At 39.2% G+C, this 18,895-nt stretch carries 22 protein-coding genes and 3 pseudogenes; 18 read left to right on the top strand and 7 right to left on the bottom strand.

Annotation, left to right across the window (positions count from 1 at the left end):
* The first annotated feature begins 42 nt into the window (after positions 1–42).
* From H6G73_RS12010 to H6G73_RS12000, 3 genes are read left to right on the top strand one after another with little or no spacing between them, the layout of a single operon-like run.
* Complete coding sequence (locus H6G73_RS12010; RefSeq protein ID WP_190604652.1) at positions 43–507, top strand: ankyrin repeat domain-containing protein; 465 nt, start codon at positions 43–45, stop codon at positions 505–507.
* Position 508: 1 nt separating this feature from the next.
* A complete protein-coding gene (locus H6G73_RS12005) occupies positions 509–1,780 on the top strand; it encodes a SagB family peptide dehydrogenase (RefSeq protein ID WP_190604650.1) in 1,272 nt (423 codons plus the stop codon).
* A 14-nt stretch (positions 1,781–1,794) separates the two neighbouring features.
* Positions 1,795–2,151: a hypothetical protein gene (locus tag H6G73_RS12000; RefSeq protein WP_190604786.1), complete on the top strand. Its 357-nt coding sequence runs from the start codon at positions 1,795–1,797 to the stop codon at positions 2,149–2,151.
* A gap of 51 nt (positions 2,152–2,202) precedes the next feature.
* Here the strand turns inward: H6G73_RS12000 and H6G73_RS11995 are convergent, their stop codons facing one another.
* Positions 2,203–2,670 carry a hydrogenase maturation protease gene (locus H6G73_RS11995; RefSeq protein ID WP_190604648.1) on the bottom strand — a complete coding sequence of 156 codons (468 nt, stop codon included), beginning with the start codon at positions 2,668–2,670 and terminating at the stop codon, positions 2,203–2,205.
* An 88-nt stretch (positions 2,671–2,758) separates the two neighbouring features.
* Between H6G73_RS11995 and H6G73_RS11990 the strand changes: the two genes are divergently transcribed.
* Positions 2,759–3,127, top strand: coding sequence for an SET domain-containing protein (locus H6G73_RS11990; RefSeq protein WP_190604645.1), 369 nt, complete (start codon positions 2,759–2,761; stop codon positions 3,125–3,127).
* A 252-nt stretch (positions 3,128–3,379) separates the two neighbouring features.
* Positions 3,380–3,712, top strand: a complete 333-nt coding sequence (locus H6G73_RS11985) for a hypothetical protein (protein ID WP_190604643.1) — start codon at positions 3,380–3,382, stop codon at positions 3,710–3,712.
* A 264-nt stretch (positions 3,713–3,976) separates the two neighbouring features.
* Here the strand turns inward: H6G73_RS11985 and H6G73_RS11980 are convergent, their stop codons facing one another.
* Positions 3,977–4,399: a hypothetical protein gene (locus H6G73_RS11980; protein ID WP_190604641.1), complete on the bottom strand. Its 423-nt coding sequence runs from the start codon at positions 4,397–4,399 to the stop codon at positions 3,977–3,979.
* 199 nt (positions 4,400–4,598) lie between these two features.
* Positions 4,599–5,699, bottom strand: a pseudogene (locus tag H6G73_RS11975) (nickel-dependent hydrogenase large subunit); the annotation flags it as partial.
* Between the two features lie 116 nt (positions 5,700–5,815).
* Here H6G73_RS11975 and H6G73_RS11970 point away from each other — a divergent pair.
* The 5 genes and pseudogenes from H6G73_RS11970 to H6G73_RS11955 all read left to right on the top strand — a co-directional run bounded on the left by H6G73_RS11970 (position 5,816) and on the right by H6G73_RS11955 (position 9,208).
* Positions 5,816–7,294 (top strand): site-specific integrase, encoded by a 1,479-nt coding sequence (locus H6G73_RS11970; RefSeq protein ID WP_190604639.1) that lies wholly within the window; start codon positions 5,816–5,818, stop codon positions 7,292–7,294.
* A 122-nt stretch (positions 7,295–7,416) separates the two neighbouring features.
* Positions 7,417–7,566: pseudogene (locus H6G73_RS25110) on the top strand (HNH endonuclease); the annotation flags it as partial.
* A gap of 42 nt (positions 7,567–7,608) precedes the next feature.
* On the top strand, positions 7,609–8,217 hold the full coding sequence (locus H6G73_RS11965; protein ID WP_242034179.1) for a hypothetical protein: 609 nt from the start codon (positions 7,609–7,611) through the stop codon (positions 8,215–8,217).
* 339 nt (positions 8,218–8,556) lie between these two features.
* Positions 8,557–8,796 (top strand): hypothetical protein, encoded by a 240-nt coding sequence (locus H6G73_RS11960; RefSeq protein WP_190604637.1) that lies wholly within the window; start codon positions 8,557–8,559, stop codon positions 8,794–8,796.
* Positions 8,783–9,208 (top strand): type II toxin-antitoxin system VapC family toxin, encoded by a 426-nt coding sequence (locus H6G73_RS11955; protein ID WP_190604635.1) that lies wholly within the window; start codon positions 8,783–8,785, stop codon positions 9,206–9,208. The genes H6G73_RS11960 and H6G73_RS11955 overlap by 14 nt, the downstream gene beginning before the upstream one ends.
* 96 nt (positions 9,209–9,304) lie before the next feature.
* On the opposite strand, the gene H6G73_RS11950 is transcribed toward H6G73_RS11955, so the two are convergent.
* Both H6G73_RS11950 and H6G73_RS11945 read right to left on the bottom strand, forming a co-directional pair.
* On the bottom strand, positions 9,305–9,523 hold the full coding sequence (locus tag H6G73_RS11950; protein WP_190604633.1) for a hypothetical protein: 219 nt from the start codon (positions 9,521–9,523) through the stop codon (positions 9,305–9,307).
* Between the two features lie 229 nt (positions 9,524–9,752).
* Positions 9,753–10,136: a hypothetical protein gene (locus H6G73_RS11945; RefSeq protein WP_242034178.1), complete on the bottom strand. Its 384-nt coding sequence runs from the start codon at positions 10,134–10,136 to the stop codon at positions 9,753–9,755.
* 352 nt (positions 10,137–10,488) lie between these two features.
* On the opposite strand from H6G73_RS11945, the gene H6G73_RS11940 reads away from it, so the two are divergent.
* Both H6G73_RS11940 and H6G73_RS11935 read left to right on the top strand, forming a co-directional pair.
* Complete coding sequence (locus H6G73_RS11940) at positions 10,489–10,893, top strand: hypothetical protein (RefSeq protein ID WP_190604629.1); 405 nt, start codon at positions 10,489–10,491, stop codon at positions 10,891–10,893.
* Between the two features lie 85 nt (positions 10,894–10,978).
* Positions 10,979–11,503 (top strand): DUF1993 domain-containing protein, encoded by a 525-nt coding sequence (locus H6G73_RS11935; protein WP_190604627.1) that lies wholly within the window; start codon positions 10,979–10,981, stop codon positions 11,501–11,503.
* 60 nt (positions 11,504–11,563) lie between these two features.
* On the opposite strand, the gene H6G73_RS11930 is transcribed toward H6G73_RS11935, so the two are convergent.
* Entirely contained in the window at positions 11,564–12,454 is an 891-nt protein-coding gene (locus tag H6G73_RS11930) for a LysR family transcriptional regulator (protein WP_190604625.1), read from the bottom strand.
* A gap of 157 nt (positions 12,455–12,611) precedes the next feature.
* On the opposite strand from H6G73_RS11930, the gene H6G73_RS11925 reads away from it, so the two are divergent.
* The 6 genes from H6G73_RS11925 (at position 12,612) to H6G73_RS11900 (ending at position 18,502) form a co-directional block, all read left to right on the top strand.
* Entirely contained in the window at positions 12,612–13,160 is a 549-nt protein-coding gene (locus H6G73_RS11925; RefSeq protein WP_190604623.1) for a DUF2269 family protein, read from the top strand.
* A 7-nt stretch (positions 13,161–13,167) separates the two neighbouring features.
* Entirely contained in the window at positions 13,168–13,524 is a 357-nt protein-coding gene (locus H6G73_RS11920; RefSeq protein ID WP_190604621.1) for an antibiotic biosynthesis monooxygenase family protein, read from the top strand.
* A gap of 28 nt (positions 13,525–13,552) precedes the next feature.
* Positions 13,553–15,121 (top strand): iron uptake porin, encoded by a 1,569-nt coding sequence (locus tag H6G73_RS11915; RefSeq protein ID WP_190604619.1) that lies wholly within the window; start codon positions 13,553–13,555, stop codon positions 15,119–15,121.
* A 13-nt stretch (positions 15,122–15,134) separates the two neighbouring features.
* Positions 15,135–16,343 (top strand): MFS transporter, encoded by a 1,209-nt coding sequence (locus H6G73_RS11910; RefSeq protein ID WP_190604617.1) that lies wholly within the window; start codon positions 15,135–15,137, stop codon positions 16,341–16,343.
* A 133-nt stretch (positions 16,344–16,476) separates the two neighbouring features.
* Entirely contained in the window at positions 16,477–17,646 is a 1,170-nt protein-coding gene (locus H6G73_RS11905) for an AlbA family DNA-binding domain-containing protein (RefSeq protein ID WP_190604615.1), read from the top strand.
* A 109-nt stretch (positions 17,647–17,755) separates the two neighbouring features.
* Positions 17,756–18,502: an alpha/beta fold hydrolase gene (locus H6G73_RS11900; protein WP_199317708.1), complete on the top strand. Its 747-nt coding sequence runs from the start codon at positions 17,756–17,758 to the stop codon at positions 18,500–18,502.
* Between the two features lie 62 nt (positions 18,503–18,564).
* Here the strand turns inward: H6G73_RS11900 and H6G73_RS11895 are convergent.
* Positions 18,565–18,789: pseudogene (locus H6G73_RS11895) on the bottom strand (ATP-binding protein); the annotation flags it as partial.
* Between the last annotated feature and the right edge of the window lie 106 nt (positions 18,790–18,895).

Here is an 18,895-nt window from a genome sequence, read left to right as displayed (position 1 = left end):
CCCACCATAACCTTTTTCGTTTTTCCATTCTCAAAAGTAACTATGAGTACAGTAAATTCCAGAAATCTGAGTAGAGAAACTAGTCAATGGTTGATGGATTATGGTTATGACTGTGAGGATTTAAATCAGCGTGGTGAAAATGGGGATACGGCATTAATGAAAGCAACACGATTAGGACAATATGCCGTTGTCAAAGAATTATTAAATGCTGGTGCAGATGTCAACGCGAGAAATAATGATGGCAATAATGCCTTGTGGTTTGCTTGTTTTGGTAATCATTACGATTTAATGGAATTGCTCCTAGCCGCCAAGATTGATATAGATAATCAAAATGATAACGGTGCTACAGTTCTCATGTATGGTGCATCCGCAGGTAAAACCGCAGTGGTTAAGTTACTTTTGCAGCATAATCCGAATTTGAATTTACAGAATTTGGACGATTATCAAGCCATTGATTTTGCTAGTAATATAGAAGTTTTAAATTTGCTGAAAAAAGCGGTCAAGTAAGATGTTGGGAAAAACCTATCATCATGCCACCAAGCATTCTTACCAATCTGTACAAATTGACCCCAACTATGTAGATCCTTCTACCCAACCTAGCAGCGTTAAAGTTTATCCAAAGTTCTATCGACGTTGGCAATTAAATCGCCAAGACCCCATTCATAATTTTATCTGGTTAACTAGTGCCATCACTTTGGAGAAAACCTATAAAGATGTCACCTATCAACTCCGTGTGAATCCTTCAGCAGGTGCCTTATATCCCACAGAAATTTATGTACAGATGCGGGGAATAAAGGGAATTATTGATGGCATCTACCATCTAGAAATTGAGAATAATTGTCTAACTCTCATCTATGAATTAATTGATGATGGGTTAGAAAATTATGTAACACCTGGTAAATGTATCAACGGCTTCATTTTTTTAGTTAGTTGTGTTTATTATAGGTCTAGCTGGAAATACAAAAACAGAAGCCTGAGATATTGCTTGTTAGATAGCGGCCACCATTTAGGAGCAATTGCCGCATCTGCATATCTCCATGACAGAAATACTCAACTGATTTTTGATTTTGATAAACTCACTCTCAATCAAGATTTAGGGTTTGAGAATAAAGAGTTTGTGACAGGTTGTGTGATTTCTGGAGAAGCAGAGGAGAAGCAAGTTAGACGCTTAAGACTCCCAATTCCCTTTGTAAATGGTACTGATTATTTTCAAGCGAATTCATTCATTGAAGAAGCTTATCAAGCTACCTCTGGGCAAATTAGTCGCCAGCAAAAATTAGCTGATCCTCAATTTAATTGGCAACAAACACAGTTTTTTGAGAGTGTTTGGTATCGCCGTTCTCAACGACGGTTGTACAAACAACCTATATCTCAAGAAACTTATTGGCGTATTTTTGAGGATGTCAAGCAACCAATACCTAGTGAGCATTTTGAAGAAATTGAAATTTTCTCTGTGGTGCATCGAGTTGAGGGGATGCTGCCCGGAATATATCAGGGTAGAAATTTAATTCAAGCAGGTGAATTTAGCAACCAAACTGGTTATTTATGTATTAACCAAAGTATTGCTAAAGATTGCGCTGTGACTTTGTTTTTTGTGTCCGATTATTTAAGTTATCAAACAGCAATGCAAATTGCTGGGTTGATGGGACACAGAGTTTATTTGGTGAGCAATTATTGGGGAATAGATTGTAGCGGTATTGGTGCTTTTTATGATGATGAAGCCCAAGCATTTCTAGGAACCAAGAAAGATGTACTTTATGCCATGGCAATAGGTAAATAGGAAGTTCAGGTATGATGGCCAGAAATGAAGATGATTTCCACCCCCTGCAAGCAACATCGGCAGATATAATCTTGCGGCAACAATTAGAGCATTCCATCAGTAAATACTTTTATGAAGGGTGTGATCGCTCTCTGCGGAGTTTGTTGTCTAATTGTCGATGGTATGCGACAAACCACGGCAGCATTTTAACCTTGGTGATTGAATGTACTGATCAGGTTACTAACTGGCAAGTCTTGCAAAACATAGTCCCCATGGCCAATGTGTTGTATGGAATTGTCACCACTGCCAAAATCCGCGTTTGTCCCCCCGATAACGGTGTACCCTTTGAAATGCGAGTAGATGAACTGCCTGTATATCGTCATTGGGCCTAAATTCGCGTTTTACCTTGACAATAGGTGACACTAGAAAACATCAAAGTGACATCAAGATTCTGCGTTAATCATTGATGTTAATTCCGCAAATACCAAGTTAGCAGAACTTTGTACAGCCGGGCTTAATTCTAGCCCCAAATCCAGGTTTGCGGCTTCAATTAAATACACTGTCACATCCTGGGGAAAGTCCTCTTTAAAAATCTTTCTCCCTGCTGCTAAAGCATGATCCCACCGAAAGTCATGCAAGTTATAACTAGGTTCCGGTAAAGCCTCCAATTCCTTACCAGGAACCTTAAAAACTGCACCTGGTTCTGAACCAGTGGAACTGGCATCAATAATAATCAACTGTGTACTTCCTCTAGCTTGAAACATCACTTCCATGCCTCCAGTTCCACAATCAAAAACGCGGATATTGGGGTGAGGATTTTGTGAGAGATATTGTTGTAGGCGTTGGGCAATAATTACGCCTACGGCATCATCATTCCGATTCAGATTTCCGCAGCCAATTATCGTTATCATGGGATATTTATAATAACATGAAACTCGTGAAATTGGCACCCCAAAATTAATATTTGTGAAGGTTATTCAGAGTGCAATTTTCATTACTATGCTTGTAGTTCGTGATACAGAAACTAAAGGCAGAGGTGTGTTTGCTGCCCAAGATTATGCTCAAAGTCAAGTAATTGAAAAGGCTGCTGTAATTGTGATTCCTAAGCAGCAAGTGAAGTTAATTACCAAGACCGTTCTCACTAATTATTATTTTGGGTGGCATGGAGAAAGTGGGGCAATAGCTTTAGGAGTTGTGTCACTTTTTAATCACTCTTACCATCCCAATGCTTTTTATGTGAAAAAGTTCGCTGAACAGGTAATTGAAGTAATTGCTTATCGATATATTCGGGAAGGTGAGGAAATTACAGTTAATTACAATGGGCGTGTTGATGATTTATCCCCTGTATGGTTTGATGTGATGGAATAAGTTTCTCACATAGCAACAATTAGACACCTGGTGAAAAAGTAGAAACGTTACATGTAACGTCTCTACAACGGTAGAAAATACATATTTAATTTCTAGAGATGGCTATATAAAAAGTTTGCGTAGCGCATCTAAATAATTAATATTCGTCACAATTAATTGCAAAGATTAAATGTCTAAGCACATAAATAATTAAGCGTGATACTATTGGGTAGTGATTTACTAAAATTTAACTCCAGGGGAAGTGAACAAGATATGTCTATTCAAACCACTTATGAGGTAATATTGCTTATACATATTGATTCTCTAGAACCAGGCGGACTAATTATTGAGGGACCAACAGAAATAGATCCTGGTTATCAAAAGGGTGATTCCTTCAAAATTACAAAAAGAGTTGGGATAAAGGCTGAGGTAGAGAATTCACCTATTCCTTCTATAGAGAATCGAGAATTTTCCTTTAGTGCAACGGTAATTGAGAGAAAAGTTGAATATAATGGTGAACAAAAAATAGTTAGTATTCTTGCTGAATCACCAGACAGGGAAATAGTTAAAGGTTATGCAGAAGCACTGAAAAACAGAAATGAATAATTATTCCCGTTGTCAGTTAATGTATTCAAGTAGCTTGGGTTGAACAATATTAACCCCAACCTTTACAAGCTATAGTTGTTTGATTTTAATTGTCTACACCAGACTACTATTCAAGCATCGGGAACTGACTGTATTTGCACGATTATAGCAGGTCTTATATCTGCTTGTTATGTGTCAACTGCAAATTCATTAATCTTGCCGTTCTTTCGCCTTTGCGACTTAGCTCGAAATAAAAAATATGGTGGGCAATGCCCACCGAAAAATCTATAAATCTATACCGTGTTTTTTAGCAATTTCCATCAACTTGTCATACTGAGTTTTGGATGCTTCAGCTAGTAATTGATCAGCAAACTCTCCAGTCGAACCATCCTTAGGAATCAAATATTTGATATATAGGGAAATAAAATCAACCATAATGGCAGAACCAGTTAAGCCATGATCATCAGCTTCTTTCCCAGCAATTGGTAAAACTAAACCTGCACGAATGGGGTCTGGTTTAACCTTCAAAAATTGGTCAATCAATTCCCAAATATATTCATTGGGTATTAAATTAGCTAACTTTGCTGCATCAGGTGTAAACTCTATTTCCGCAACTTTCGCATGTTCTAAAATACACCATTCTGCAAATTCTTTTAGTGCTTCCTCAGAAAGACGAGGCAGATATTTATATAATGCTAAATCAGACACAAGCAGTACCAATTTTAGATTTGAGATTTTGGATTACTAATAAATCAATATCTTCAATTAGTAATCACTCATTTCCAATCAGCCTATCCCAATGTTTTAAGATTTTTTGTAATTTATAATTCGTAATTAGTAATTGCAATTTAAAAAAATCGCAAAGAACAGAAAGAAAATCTCTCTGCGTCTTTGCGTGATAAAAATACTAAGCTGTCCGAAAACGTGCCAATTCCTTCCCGGTTTTCGCATCGTGGGCATGAACTGTACACACTAAACAAGAGTCGAAAGAACGGGCAACATGACCCACTTCTACCGGGTCTGTTGGGTCTTCAATCGGTGTACCAATTAATGCTTCTTCAACGGGGCCGCGTTTACCAGCACCGTCACGGGGGCCAATATTCCAAGTACCAGGGGCAATAACTTGGTATTGTTTAATCTTCCCTTCTTCAATTTCCACCCAATGACACAATGCACCTCTTGCAGCTTCAGTGGCACCCCAACCCTTGCCGTCTTTTTCTTTGGGTTTGATATACCAAGGGTCATTTAATTTGAATTCTCGCAAACAGTGTTCAGCTTGACGGTATAGTTTCACAATTTCGTGAAGCCGTGCCAATTGACGGACATGAACACTTGGCCCTCCCATTTTCTTGAACACATCCAGAATGAAGGGGTCATAATGCTGCCAAGATTCACCATGTGTGCCACCTGCAACTAACTGCCGGGCTAAGGGGCCTGCTTCTAAACGTCCGAAGTCTTTGTGGAGGACGGCACTTGCCCAGGAATACGCACCGCTAAAGTCTTTTTGGTTGTTGATGGTGGGTGATGTGGTGCGATCGCTTGGATGCCAATCTTGAGTTCCTTCATCATACCAAGAATGGCTTAAATTCTCACGGGCAAAAGATTGATCCATCAAAGTATGGCTATCACTAAAGCTATCGTAAACACCGCTTTTCATAATTACCGCAGCGTTACGACCCTCAATAGTGGGTTTGTTGTATCTATCCTCATGGGGTAAATATCCCCAAGTTACATATTTACCTACACCACCACCAAAACGCTCTAAACCGATATCCAAACCCATCCGCCAATATAAACCTAAATCAGATTCCCGATGTTTGACATCTTCATCTAACCAATTCATAAAGTCGTCATAGCTTTGGATTTCTTCGTATCTTTCCAAAGAACAACCTAACCAAACTGGTTCTAACCAATTAGTGCGGAAATATTCGAGAATACCCCAAGCGCGAGTAATGTCAGTCAGAGTGGGGGCGCACATCACACCACCAGGCACCATATAACTGCTATGACAACTAGTGATATCCTGAAAATGTTACTGATAAACTTAGTTCGTGAAATAACTTTGCTCATTCAGAACATTTTATTTTCGCCATTGCAGCTTATAAATAAGGGAATATTTAGGGAATGAGTCGGCAAAATCAGGGTAATTGCGACCACCAAAAGTTAATATCGGAAACAGATACCCCATCTCTACATGAGGATGCGAATACAGACTCAGGGGACTGGTTCGCAGATATGTTTGCCGATTTTGAGCCGCAGAACACCACAGATGGCAGCTATAGGGGAACAATGGCGAAAATAAAAGCAACGGAATTACATTATCAAGCGGTTTTTGAACAGAAGTTAGTCGAAGCCAATACTAATTTAAAAAGAGAGAGAATAAGAGTTACCATTAAACAAACTGGCAATTCTCTCCAATTACGAGCTACCCTACCCCTAAAACCAGGTGATAACAGTGTAGGTAAGCAGAAAAAACAGTATGATTTGTCTCTAGGAATACCTGCGAATTTAGAAGGACTAAAAACAGCCATTGAAGAAAGTTACGAATTAGGTAAATTAATTGCTCGTCATACTTTCCAATGGAATGAGAAATATTTAGGAATTAAATCTAGAGAGAAACAAGAGATAAAAACAATTGGGGAATTATTAGATACATTTGAAGAAAAATATTATCAAACCCGTCAGAAAACCATAACTAGTCAAAATACTTTTGCTAATTATCTATCTGTAATTAAAAGAAACTTTCCTCTCACCCATTTAGCCACAAAAGAAAACATTGAAGCAATTATTAATTCGGTTCAGGGTAATAAAAAAAATGAACTAATTGCTGTAACTTCTGTTTTGATTAAAACTTTTAATTTAGGATTTCAACTTGATGTCAAACGAGATCATGTCACCCCTGCTTATCGAGAAATACCTGATGATGAAAAAATCATATCTGCTTTTCACATGTTTGAAAAATTCGCCCTCAGTCGCAAAAATACCAACATTAGTGATGAAATAGACACCTGGGAAATGTGGCGTTGGGTATATGGCATGTTAGCAACTTTTGGGTTAAGACCAAGGGAACTATTTGTAGAACCGGATATTAATTGGTGGATGTCTACCCAAAATATAGACCATACTTGGAAAGTGAATAAAAATACAAAAACTGGATATAGAGAAGTTATTCCCTTTGTACCTGAATGGATAGAATTATTTGATTTAAGAAATTCCAAACCATTAAATATTTTAGAAAGAAAAGTTGAAAAAATTGCATCGGTACAAAATATTAATTGGATGCGGAGAGATATATCCAGATGGTTTAGAAAAGTGGGAATTCAATTTCAACCCTACGATTTGCGTCACGCCTGCGCGATTCGAGCGCATCTTCAGGGAATACCAATTAAAGCCGCAGCAGATAATTTAGGTCATACTGTTGATGAACATACAAAGACTTATCAAAGATGGTTTGGAATTGAAAATAGGAAAAAAGCCTTTGGTGAGGTAATTAGTCAAAGGTCGTTAATTGAGTTGCAGAAGAATGAAATTTTGGCGTTAAGGATGGAAAATGAAACGTTAAGGTTGGAGGTGGAAAAGTTGAAATTGTTGGAGAATGTTTAACAATCTAGAGGACTGCGAAAAGGTTTAGCACCACGGTTAACAACGTGGGTATAAAGATTATTTTGTTGTGATAACATCGAGCTAAGACCTACCTGAAATTGAGTTTTTTGCTAGATAGCGTTATGCGTTGTATTTTCTGCAAGTGTCAGTCCTCCTCATCTACTTCAAGAGAACATATTATTCCTGAATCATTTGGCAATAAGGAGCACACGTTACCACCTGGCGTTGTGTGTGATAGATGTAACAATTACATCGCTCGTGAAATAGAAAAGCCTTTGCTAGATTCACCTTACTTCAAGGAACAGCGTTTCAATATGTCTGTTCCAAGCAAAAGAAATAAAATTCCAACAATTAGTGGCATCCATCTTCAATCTCATACACTGATTGAATTCATGAAGCGACCAAATGAAGATGGAACTAGTATAGGTGCTGCTTTAGGTCAAAATGAATCGCGATGGATTAAATCTGTAACAGAGCAGAAACATGGAACACTTATAATTCCTGTTGCTTCTCTACCCGATGATTATGCTATTTCACGGTTTCTAGCTAAAGTTGGATTGGAATCGTTAGCATCTCGTCTTATTGATATTGAGGGTGGTTTAGATGAAATTGTAGATAAACCAGAATTGAATGAACTACGTTCATATGTAAGAATCGGTACGCCTGGACGTGTTTGGCCATATTCTTGCCGTTCAATCTATCCACCTGATTTCCTCTTTGTAAAAGAAGGTGAAACATTTGAAGTACTGCATGAGTACGATATTTTAGTTACTGATTCTTCTGAGTTTTATATTGTTGTTGCCTTGTTTGGAGTAGAGTATGCGTTAAACCTTGGTGGACGGGAAATAGATGGCTATTATAAGTGGTTACAACACAACGATAATCGCAGTCCCCTTTATTCTGGAAAGAACACTCAACTATAGACGAGATGGAAGTGCAATCGCCAATCCTGTAGTGCGATCGCAGATTTTGTAGGGTGCTTTCCTCACAACAATTGCTAATTAATCCACAAATAAATTCCTGGAAAAGTACCGATATTGTGGACTGTAAGCAAGCGATCGCAGTCTAGAGGTGTTAGATTTGCTGTTAAAAATATTTGAAAACAGCGATTGGGACAGGTTTTCATCAAACACTGCGATGCCTACTACATTCGCGGAGCGTCTCGAAGAGAGCGAAGCTATCAATGTAACGCATCTTATTTCATTGGTTTAGTAAAAACATTTTTCGCTAAACTATAATCAGAGAAACAGCAAAATCAGATTATGAACTTAGATACAATTCAACAAGATATTGCGTCTCTTCCTCCCGATGCACAACAAATCATAGTCGAACTCGTAGAAGTCCTTAAAAAACGCTATCTTCTCAATCAAAACGAATCTTCAGAAAATTCCTTGCAAGACTGGTCAGACTTTATCGGTTGCATAGAAGCTGAAACAGACCTCTCAAAAAACTATAAAAACTACTTAGAACGTGAACTTAACCAAAAATATGATCATAGTTGATACAGGCTTTTGGTTAGCTCTTGCCAATAAACAAGATGCAGTTCATATAGCCGCCAAAAAACGATTTCAAGATTTAGCTAATCAGCAATTTATTACAACCTGGTGTGTCGTCACGGAAACGTGCTATCTATTACAAAAAAGAGTAGGAGTAGATGCTCCAAAAATCTTTATTCATAAAATTTATACAGGAAAGCTACAAATCTTTGATCTGAAACTACATCATTGCCAGCGTATTGAAGAACTGATGGAAAAATATAAAGACTTACCGATGGATTTAGCCGATTCCTCTCTCGTTATCTTGGCAGAAGAATTAGGTCATGGGCGAATTTTGTCAGTTGATTATCGAGACTTTAACACCTATCGTTGGAAAAATACAGAACCATTCGATAATCTCTTTCAGGAATTTTTATGATGTAGTGCGAACGTATAAATAGAAGAGTTTGCATAACTCAGAATGATAGGAATTGTGGGTAATGCTTCATCATCATTAAAGGGAAATTCCACTGTACTAGCCATCAGTAGATGCCTCTTGGCCATCCTGAATCATCTGCATGAGAATGTTTGTAGCTTCCGTTGCGTCGTAGGGCGACCAAATGGGATACTCTGAAGCAGAAAAGATAACTTGTAGTTCAGCGTCTGGGATTTGTTTGGCTAGGAGTTTGAAGAGTGATAATTTGTCTGAGTGACTCAGATTATTAACCAGAGGAATTAACTCAGCGAGTGACATAGTTTAAACTCCCAGACATACGAGAATACATTGATCATAAGCGATCTGTGAGGTAAGGTCTAACGAGTCCGTTAAACATCTTTGAGAAATGCGATTGCCTTTGGCAGTGCGCGAGAGTGCGATCGCTCAAGTTCCATTTTCTTGTGCTTCCTTAACTACTATTAACTGCGATCCTTGCTAGGTTAAAATGAGAAGGCGATCGCACTTGAAAAAATAATTGTGTTATTCTTCAGGCAGCTTTTTGAGAATTTTTAGAAGATGGTTCAGCCAGAATTGGTTCAATATCCTGGCTTTTGTCTCTTTGGATAAATTCATCTAGTAATTGAAAAAAGTAATCAAATGCAGCTTTTTCATCAATACAGGTAAGTAAAATAATTTTATCCCAAGCGTTAACGGTATGGATAGATAAGCGGTTTTGTAGCCAGGGTTGAAAGTTTTTATAAAAATCGCTTTCAGTTTCAGTATTAGTAATACCTAATTCAGAGCGAGAAAAGCGATATCCCAAAATAAACATCCGTAAATTACTGATAGATGCTGTTCCCAAATATAAGCCTGGTTTGGTTTTAATTTTTTCGAGTAAATTAAATAATGCACTCATTGAGTTTAACTCCATAGATTTTGGATGAAATCGAGATAAATCAATGTTTTCAACTTTTTTGATAATGCACTACTTTAGGCTTGACATGCCAGTAGGGTGCGTTAATGAGATGTAATGCACCTTATAATTTTACCGTTAAACATCTTTGAAAAACGCGATATCGCTAATCACTTCGGATAATTTTTATCTTGTATTCTGAACGCTCAAAACAAACATCAAATTCTCGAAAAAAGTTCCTTTTTCCAAAGATTAAGGGTACATTTTGAAAGTCTAAGAGAAGCCCTAAAAGGCATTTTAGAGCTAAATCAAGAAAAAGCTTGCGAAAAAGCAGCCAAAAAAATTGTATTGTTAGCTATTGGTTTATAGGATGAAGTTTATTAACAATCCCTCTATCTCCCTATTTAACCAAAAAAAGAAGCAACTTAACCTTGATTATGAGCGTCTTATGAGTCAAAAATTCAGGACATATTTAGCCAAACTTCATCGGGAAACTTTTTCCTATCTGAAGCCGCTTCCTTTTAAGCTATGGGTAATAGGAATTTTGGTAAGTGGAATATGTTTATCAAGTCACTCTGCGGTATTAGCATGTGGAGGGACTGGAGACACTTGCAATAAAATGTTTGCTCGTGGAATTCAAGATTTATTGTATTGGATGTTCTCTTGGATTTTCTATTTGATGTTCGATCTAATAATCAAAGGATTGATCGTTTTGACCATATCTTATGCTGGTATTTTTGGTTTGGTTAAGTTTTTTGATCGCAAGAATAGGTAGAGTGTAAGTTGGGTTGAAGAACGAAACCCAACAAATGTGTCGGTTGCTTTTGGAGAATTGGTATAAGTCGTTTTAGTAAAATTGTATGAAAAATCAGAAGATTATAGGATTACAAAATATCTTCAGTTCTAGGCTGGATACCTTGAGTCATCTATTAGACATAGCAGAGAGTCATTTCACAGACAATGTAGAGTCTATATTGCAGCGTCGCATTGCACCCGATATGTTGCCTTTCAGCACACAAATAGCATTTGTTTGCAATCAGCCCCGTAACTTTGCATTGTGGTGCTTAGGACAGCCGGCAAACAACTTGAACCCTAATGTCCCATCTTTAGTTGAGGCCCGTGGTCATATTTCATCAACTAAGGAGTTGTTAGCAAGTATCAATGTTGCTGATTCTAAGTTGTCAGAACTCCATCGGATCGATCTTGGACAAGGGCTATATGTGGAATTATCTGGACTTTCCTATGTAGATGATTTTCTCATACCCAACTTTTATTTCCATATCACAACGGCGTACAATATCCTACGTATGGCAGGAGCGCCAATAGGTAAGCGTGACTTTATGATGCATTTAGTACCTTTTCTGAAGCATCAAGATAATGCCTAACAATTGCAATGTACAAGAACTTTGGCGAGCAAGGATGCCCACCCCACAAGAGTTTAATTGTTAAAGTTGCAAGTTTTCCTGTAGGAATTGAAGAAATGCTTTAACCTTGGGCGATCGCTCCCGCGTAGTAGGAAAGATAGCACTGAGAGGAACAGGAGCAGCACACCAATCTTCTAACAGTGGGACTAATGCTCCCGATTGTATGGCTTCGATACAGAAAAAAACTGGTAATAAGCCAATACCCACCCCAGCTAATACCATTTCAAAAGCAATTGTAGGGTCATTCATCCAACAACGGGGATTAAGTACAATGGTTTGATTACCTGTGAGTTTGTGGCACAACTCCCAATGGGGACTGTCTCTGTTCCCAGTAATGATAGTGTCATGATTGCCCAGTTCAGCGAGAGTCCGGGGCGTATGGTGACGCTTTAAGTAAGTGGGGCTGGCAAACAACTGACGAGAAAGTTCACCCAATGGCTGAATCCTGAGTAGTGAGTCTTCTATGCGTCCAATTCTAATGGAGATATCAAATCCTTCCTGTAAGGGATTCACCTCTTGATTCATGATGCAATGATTCAGCCTGATCTTGGGATAGCGACTGAGGAACTCAGGTATCAAATCTTTGAGAAATAGGTGAGTAAAGGCGCTGGGCGCACTGGTGCGGAGAATACCTTGGGGTTCTGCCTGTTGCTCATCAATCGCGGCATTTCCTTCTTCAATTTCGGCCACGATGCGATCGCAATATTCGTAGTATAGCTTTCCAATCTCTGTCAGTCGCACCACCCTTGTTGATCGCTCTAACAGCTTAACCTGCAAAAAATCTTCTAACTGTTGAATGCGACGGCTAACGGTTGCTTTGGGTAAATTCAAGCGTTGTGCTGCCCCCACAAAACTGCCTTGCTTGACGACATGGGCAAACACCACCAAGGCATTTAAATCCGGTATTTCCACAATTGTTCCATGTATGGAATAGTCAATTTCATTTAACCAGATTTATTAGATTTTGTATCACTTGTAGATTAAATACAGCTTCCATAGAGCGATCGCCTACTGGCAAAACTAAAAACATTTAACCTCTAAATAGTGCTGAATTTATCCTATTTTTACCATGACTTCAACTACAGATATTCCCTCCAAAAAAGCTTTCAAACTCGATGTCAAACAGAAGAACTGGTTAGTTTCGGCTCACGTTGCCTTTGTGGGTATTTGGTTTGGCACTGCTCTTTGCTTAGTCATCATGGGTCTGAAAAATGCCCACACCACCGATGGCGATGCTCTTTATGCTGTCAATGAAATGGTCAAATTTCTAGATGATTTTGTCATTATTCCTACCGCCATTCTGTCACTGTTCACAGGCTTTCTACTGTCTTGGCTGACCACTTGGGGATTTGTGAAACACTATTGGGTGATCACCAAATGGTTGTTGACGATTTCTCTGATTGTGTTTGGTACTTTCTGGCTCGGTCCTTGGACTAATGCGATTACGGCAATTTCTGAAGCAGAACGCCTGAAAGCTTTAGAAAATCCCCTCTATGTTTTAGACACTAATGCCGTTATTTGGGGCGGAATCATTCAAACAATTTGCCTTTTAATTATCATTGCTATCTCTGTACTCAAACCCTGGGGTCGTCGTTTGCCCAGTAACTCGAAGTCCTAAAAAAATCTTGCTTGAGTTTTTCACCAGTTCTGAGAGGAGTAGTTTACAAGTGATTACCTTTGTTAATGTGTTTACCGTCAATCCTGGTCAGCAGGATACAGCCTTTGAACGCATTCATCAAATTTATACCGAGGTGGTGAAAGAGCAACCGGGCTTTATGGATGCCACTTTACTAAAAAGTGATGATGGTACAACAGTTACAGCGATCGCTCACTGGGATAATCCAGATAGGCTGAAAGCGCTGTGGGATATTCCCCGATTTCGAGACCTGCATGATCAGGATTTTAACAAAGCGATCGCTAAAGTTGCACCTCATATCTATAGCTCCAATGTTGTCATTACTCCCACCTCCCATGAAACCTAAATTATTGTTGAGGCTGGGTATGGTTGCAATGACAGTGATAACCGCAGAAATAACTGCGATTCCTAGGTCGCGCTTCGCGATCGCATCTTCACCACCTCAATGTTTAACCACAGTAGAACCCAATCCCACTGACTCTAATTTCTGTTCAGTTCCTTTTGTGAGTCAATTCTCAGGAGTAAAACCGGATGATTGGGCATTTCAAGCACTCCAGTCACTAGCTAAACAATATGGTCTTGTCCTGGATGAGAATTTTGATGTTAGTCGTCAGGATGGCAAGGGTTGGAGTCGAAATGCTTTTGCGGTAGCTCTGAACATGGTGTTACAGCAGTTAGAGCAGCGTTTTCAGCAAGGAAACCAAGATTTTATTACTCAAGAAGATTGGTTGATTATACAACGACTGCAAGCTGAATTTGCTCCAGAATTATCCATATTACGGCAGCAAATCAACAAAGTGGAGAATGATGTTACAGAATTAGAGAGTAATCAATTCTCCACTACCACTAAACTCAGTGGTCAAGTCATTTTTGCGGTGAATGCAGGTGGTTTTACAGGCGATCGCATGATTGCCCCCAGAGGTGCGACAATTACCACTGCACAACCCCAAGCTACTTTTATCTACCGGGCAAGCTTAAATCTCAACACCAGCTTTACTGGCACTGATTTGTTGCAAGTCCGTTTGGTGGCGGGGAGTAATGGGGCTGATGATAATGCGGCAGGTTTCCTAGAGCCAAATTTAGGCAGCACCTTAGAGTTTTCCATTCCAGGACGGGAAGAACTCAGCCTTGCTCGTGCTTACTATACCTTCAGACCCGCTAAGGATTTAACAGCCACTGTGGGAGCTTCTATGGTTGCGTCGGACTATATAGACAACAACCGTTATGCCAAGCGGAGTTTTCAGGATTTTTCCACTCAAGCCTTTGTGGGAAACTTCGTATTACTTCCCAGAGAAAGGGGGGCTGGAGCGGCGTTGCACTGGAATCCAGGTGCTGGGGCTTTTTCTGTCAGAGCCGTTTATATTGCCGGAGATGCCACCAATCAGTTACCCGAAAATCAACAACGTTTGGGAGGTGGTGGTTCTGAAGATATTCGACTCTTTCCTAGTGCGGGGGGAGGTGCAAAAGGTGGATTGTTTGGAGATCCTTATCAGGGGGTAGTTGAACTAGAGTATGCACCAAATCGCTCCCTAGCTCTACGGTTGCAATATAGCGGCGGTGAAGTTTTCGGGAGTAACTTTCAAGCAATTGGGTTTAATGGAGAATTGGCCTTGAGCGATCGCGTGGGGATTTTTGGCAGATACGGCTATAGTTCCTATCCTGATACCACTGTGGGAGATATTAACCCTAATTATTGGATGTTTGGACTGGCTTTTCCTGATTTATTCCAGGAAGGTGCGATCGCTGGCATCGCTATGGGGCAACCGTTTATTGAAAGTGATATTGGCAACGCTACCCAAACCAATTTTGAAGCATTTTATAACTTTCCTGTTAACCAAAATATTCGCATTACACCTTTGATTCAAGTGATTGTGAATCCGGGAAACCAAGCTGACAACGGCACGATTATGACCGGTACAATCCGCACTGTTTTTTCTTTTTAAATACCCTTTAAACATGACTAAAAATAATCCTGACTTCTGGCTTCTTAAATTCACACTGCTGCTCACCAGCACCCTCACCATCATGGCTGGAGCGACAATTGCGCCCTCTTTACCTGCCATGCAAAACCATTTTGCTAATGTTGAAAATGTAGAATTTTGGGTACGCTTGTTGCTGACAACTCCAGCTTTATTGATTGCTCTTGGTGCGCCTGTTGCGGGACAATTGGTGGATACTCTGGGACGTAAACCCCTATTAATTGTCTCAGCTTTACTTTATGGACTAGCTGGAAGTTCAGGTTTTGTTCTCAACTCCCTATTCCAAATGCTGGCAGGAAGGGCATTTTTAGGGCTTGCTGTAGCTGGAATTATGGTGAGTGCCACAACACTGATCGCTGATTATTACCAAGGCGATCGCCGTTCTAGCTTTATGGGACTTCAGGCGGCGTTTATGTCTCTGGGCGGTGTGGTCTTTTTGTCTGTGGGTGGGTTTATTGCAGACATCAACTGGCGCTTTCCATTTCTGATTTATCTGTTCTCCTGGTTTTTACTACCTACCATTATTTGGGCGCTGTATGAACCTGCTTCTAATTCAACCCAAAACCCATCTACATCAATCAGTTCTCCAGATGTTGAGCAAACTGAGGTAAAAACTCCTTTCAAGTTGCTGGGTTTAATTTATGGTTCTGCACTCATCTTGCAGATTGTATTTTATATGATTCCTGTGCAACTGCCATTTTATCTAGCCCAGTTATCAGGAGCGAGTGCTTCTCAAAGTGGATTGGCGATCGCCTTGGTAACACTTTTTGCAGCGATCGCTTCTATGAACTACGGCAAAATCAAACAGAAATTTAGTTATGTTCAAATATTATCTATTTCTTTTGTTTTGGTAGGATTAGGATATATAGGAATTGGCTTAGTGGGAAATTATAACCTCATTTTATTAGTGCTAATTCCCGCAGGTTTAGGTCTGGGAATGCTCACACCAAACTTAAATGTATGGACTACAATCACAGTTCCAGCCGCATTGAGAGGGCGGGCTTTAGGTGGACTAACAACCTGTATTTTCTTAGGACAATTTTTGTCGCCCATCGTCACTCAACCCCTGAACCAAGCGATAAAACTGTCGGGTACTTATGGTTTGGCTGGTGTTTTGATGGCAGTGTTGGGTGGTCTTTTTTGGATATATCAACAGAAGATTGCTCGGTTTTCTGAGTCTATTTAGGCTGATGTTTTCTAATATTACTAGGACTTACGTATGAGTTATGGAAGAATGAAAGTCATAGCAGATAATTTAGGTCATACGGCTGATTGTTCAGAAAAGTTGTTAATATATGGATATTAAATAGTGATAAGCTATGGACAGGGATCAATTTGAACAGCTTTTGTATGAAGAAGAAGGAAACACTCTTGACTTTAAGAAAGAGCAGTATTTGTTTTCAAAAGCAACAGATGAAGAAAAGTCAGAGTTACTTAAAGACATTTTAGGTTTTGCCAACGCTTGGCGTAGAACTACTGCATACATCCTTATTGGGGTAGAAGATATTCGAGGTGGTCGTGGAAAAATAATAGGCATTTCTCCAAATGACCATTTACAAGATCATGCACTTCAACAGTTTGTCCACAACTTAACTAATTATCCAGTGAAGTTTCAATATGAAGCATTCTGTTTTGAAGGCAAGCAAATCGGCATCATAAGTATTGAAGAACAAATACGGCCTATCTATTTGAAGCGTGATTACGGAAAGCTTAAAAAAAATGAGGTTTATGTTCGCAGGGGAAGTTCTACTGATCCTACAAAGCCTGCATTGCCTGATGAGATCGCAACAATGAGAATAGGATCATCTCATGAAGATGCTTTACTCTTCGTTCAGTTCTGCGATATAGAAACTGGAATGCTTATAGGTTCTTCACTTGATTGGAAATCTGAGTATTACGAAATGCCATCAAAGTATTCAATTCCTGATTTGCCTAGTCCCACGAATGAATTATGGCAATCTAACATATTAGATCAGGTTAATTCCAATTTTTATCGCCAGCTAGCTGACTATGAGTATGTTCGTCGGCTTTGTCAACCTGTGCGATTAGCTGTTAAAAACACTGGCAAAGTTGCTGCCAAAAATGTGCGCGTTGAACTGACAGTTCCGAACCAGGGTGAAATCTTAACCTTTGAAGAATCTGACTTGCCACTACGCCCGAACAAAAAAAGATTTGAAAACGCTACATTTTTAAAAAGTATTCGATCCATTCATAAAAATCCTGGAGATGTAAACATTGAAAATAATTTTGAAGGGAAGATGATTAAAATTGATTTTGGAGACTTGCAGCCTGGCAGACATATTTGTTCAGATTCTTTCTACATTGGTAGTAAGATGAGCCAAGATATCTTATTATCCGGTAAGGCTGATGCTGATAATCTTACAATTCCTAAAGAGTTAGCACTTACAATTTCTATTTTTTCAAAAAGGAAATCAATAACCTTTGAAGAGTTGAAATTGATGGATAAAACACATAACAAAAACACCTAATTCTGCATCAGTGCTATCTTGTAGGGTGCGTTAATGGAATGTAACGCACCTCATAACTTCACCGTTAAATATATTTGAGAAAAGCGACTTTATTACAACCTGAGTTGATGTGAATGTTAAACTTTACCTAGAAAATCAATGCTTTGCAATTAATACTGTATTTATACAAATATTTATGAGCAAAATTAAAAACATCCTATTGGTTCACGGTTTTTGGGCAGATGGCTCTTGTTACAGGGAGATTATTCCAACGCTGCTGGCAGAAGGCTATGAAGTTATTGCAGTGCAAAACCCACTTACATCTCTAGAAGAAGAAATTGCTGTGACTAAACGTGCTTTAGATCGTATCGAAGGGAAATGTATTCTGGTTGGTCATTCGTGGGGCGGTTTCGTTATTACTATAGTTGGCAATGACGAACGAGTTGCTGGTTTGGTATATATTGCGGCACTTGCTCCTGATGCTGGTGAATCCATGATTGATTTAATGAGTAAATATGGTTCTCCTTCACCGCATTTTCAAGAGCAAAATGGTTTTGTTTGGATTTCTAAAGAAGGTATTGATGAAGTTTTGGCAAGTGATCTCTCAGAAGAAAGAAAGGCATTAATTCATGTGACTCAAACAACACCATCTATATCATTAACAGAAGTGAAGGCAAGTTTGCCCGCTTGGAGACATAAACCAAGCTGGTATATCTTAGCAACAAACGACAAGGCGGTTCCGCCTGATTTACAGCGTGACTTGTCTGAGCGAATGAAGGCAAAAACAGTTACTGTGGAATCAAGTCATTTTCCTATGATTTCGCATCCGAAAGAAGTTTTAGAAGTAATCAGGGAAGCAACAGCGACCTATCAGTGAGGGTGTAACCGGAATCTTATCTGTTAGCAATATTCAAACACGAAATCAATCATTCAAAATACTCAAGCCCGAATAACAGTAATCCTACGTTGATTTTCCGTCACCACAACCTCAGTTGATAAACGTTCTTCCATTGGTAGAGCATTTTTCCGCCTATCAAACACAAACAACCAACCAAAATCTAACTCTAAACGCCCTAAATAGGATTCTAACTGCTCAATACCCTCAGTTTGGGGATCGCGTTTTTTATCCCGCCACACCTTTAACTCAATACCCAAAGTTACATCCCACCTTCCGCCCCCTAACTGTCACAGAGGGAAATTACGGAGAGAAAACATCTAATTGAGAATAAAAACAGACATATTGAGTGTAAAAAGACATTTGAATAACAGT

The sequence above is a fragment of the Richelia sinica FACHB-800 genome (assembly GCF_014698825.1).
Classification (GTDB): domain Bacteria; phylum Cyanobacteriota; class Cyanobacteriia; order Cyanobacteriales; family Nostocaceae; genus FACHB-800.
The sequence above is the reverse complement of the archived record's forward strand: the minus strand, read 5'-3'. Positions and strand labels throughout refer to the sequence as shown.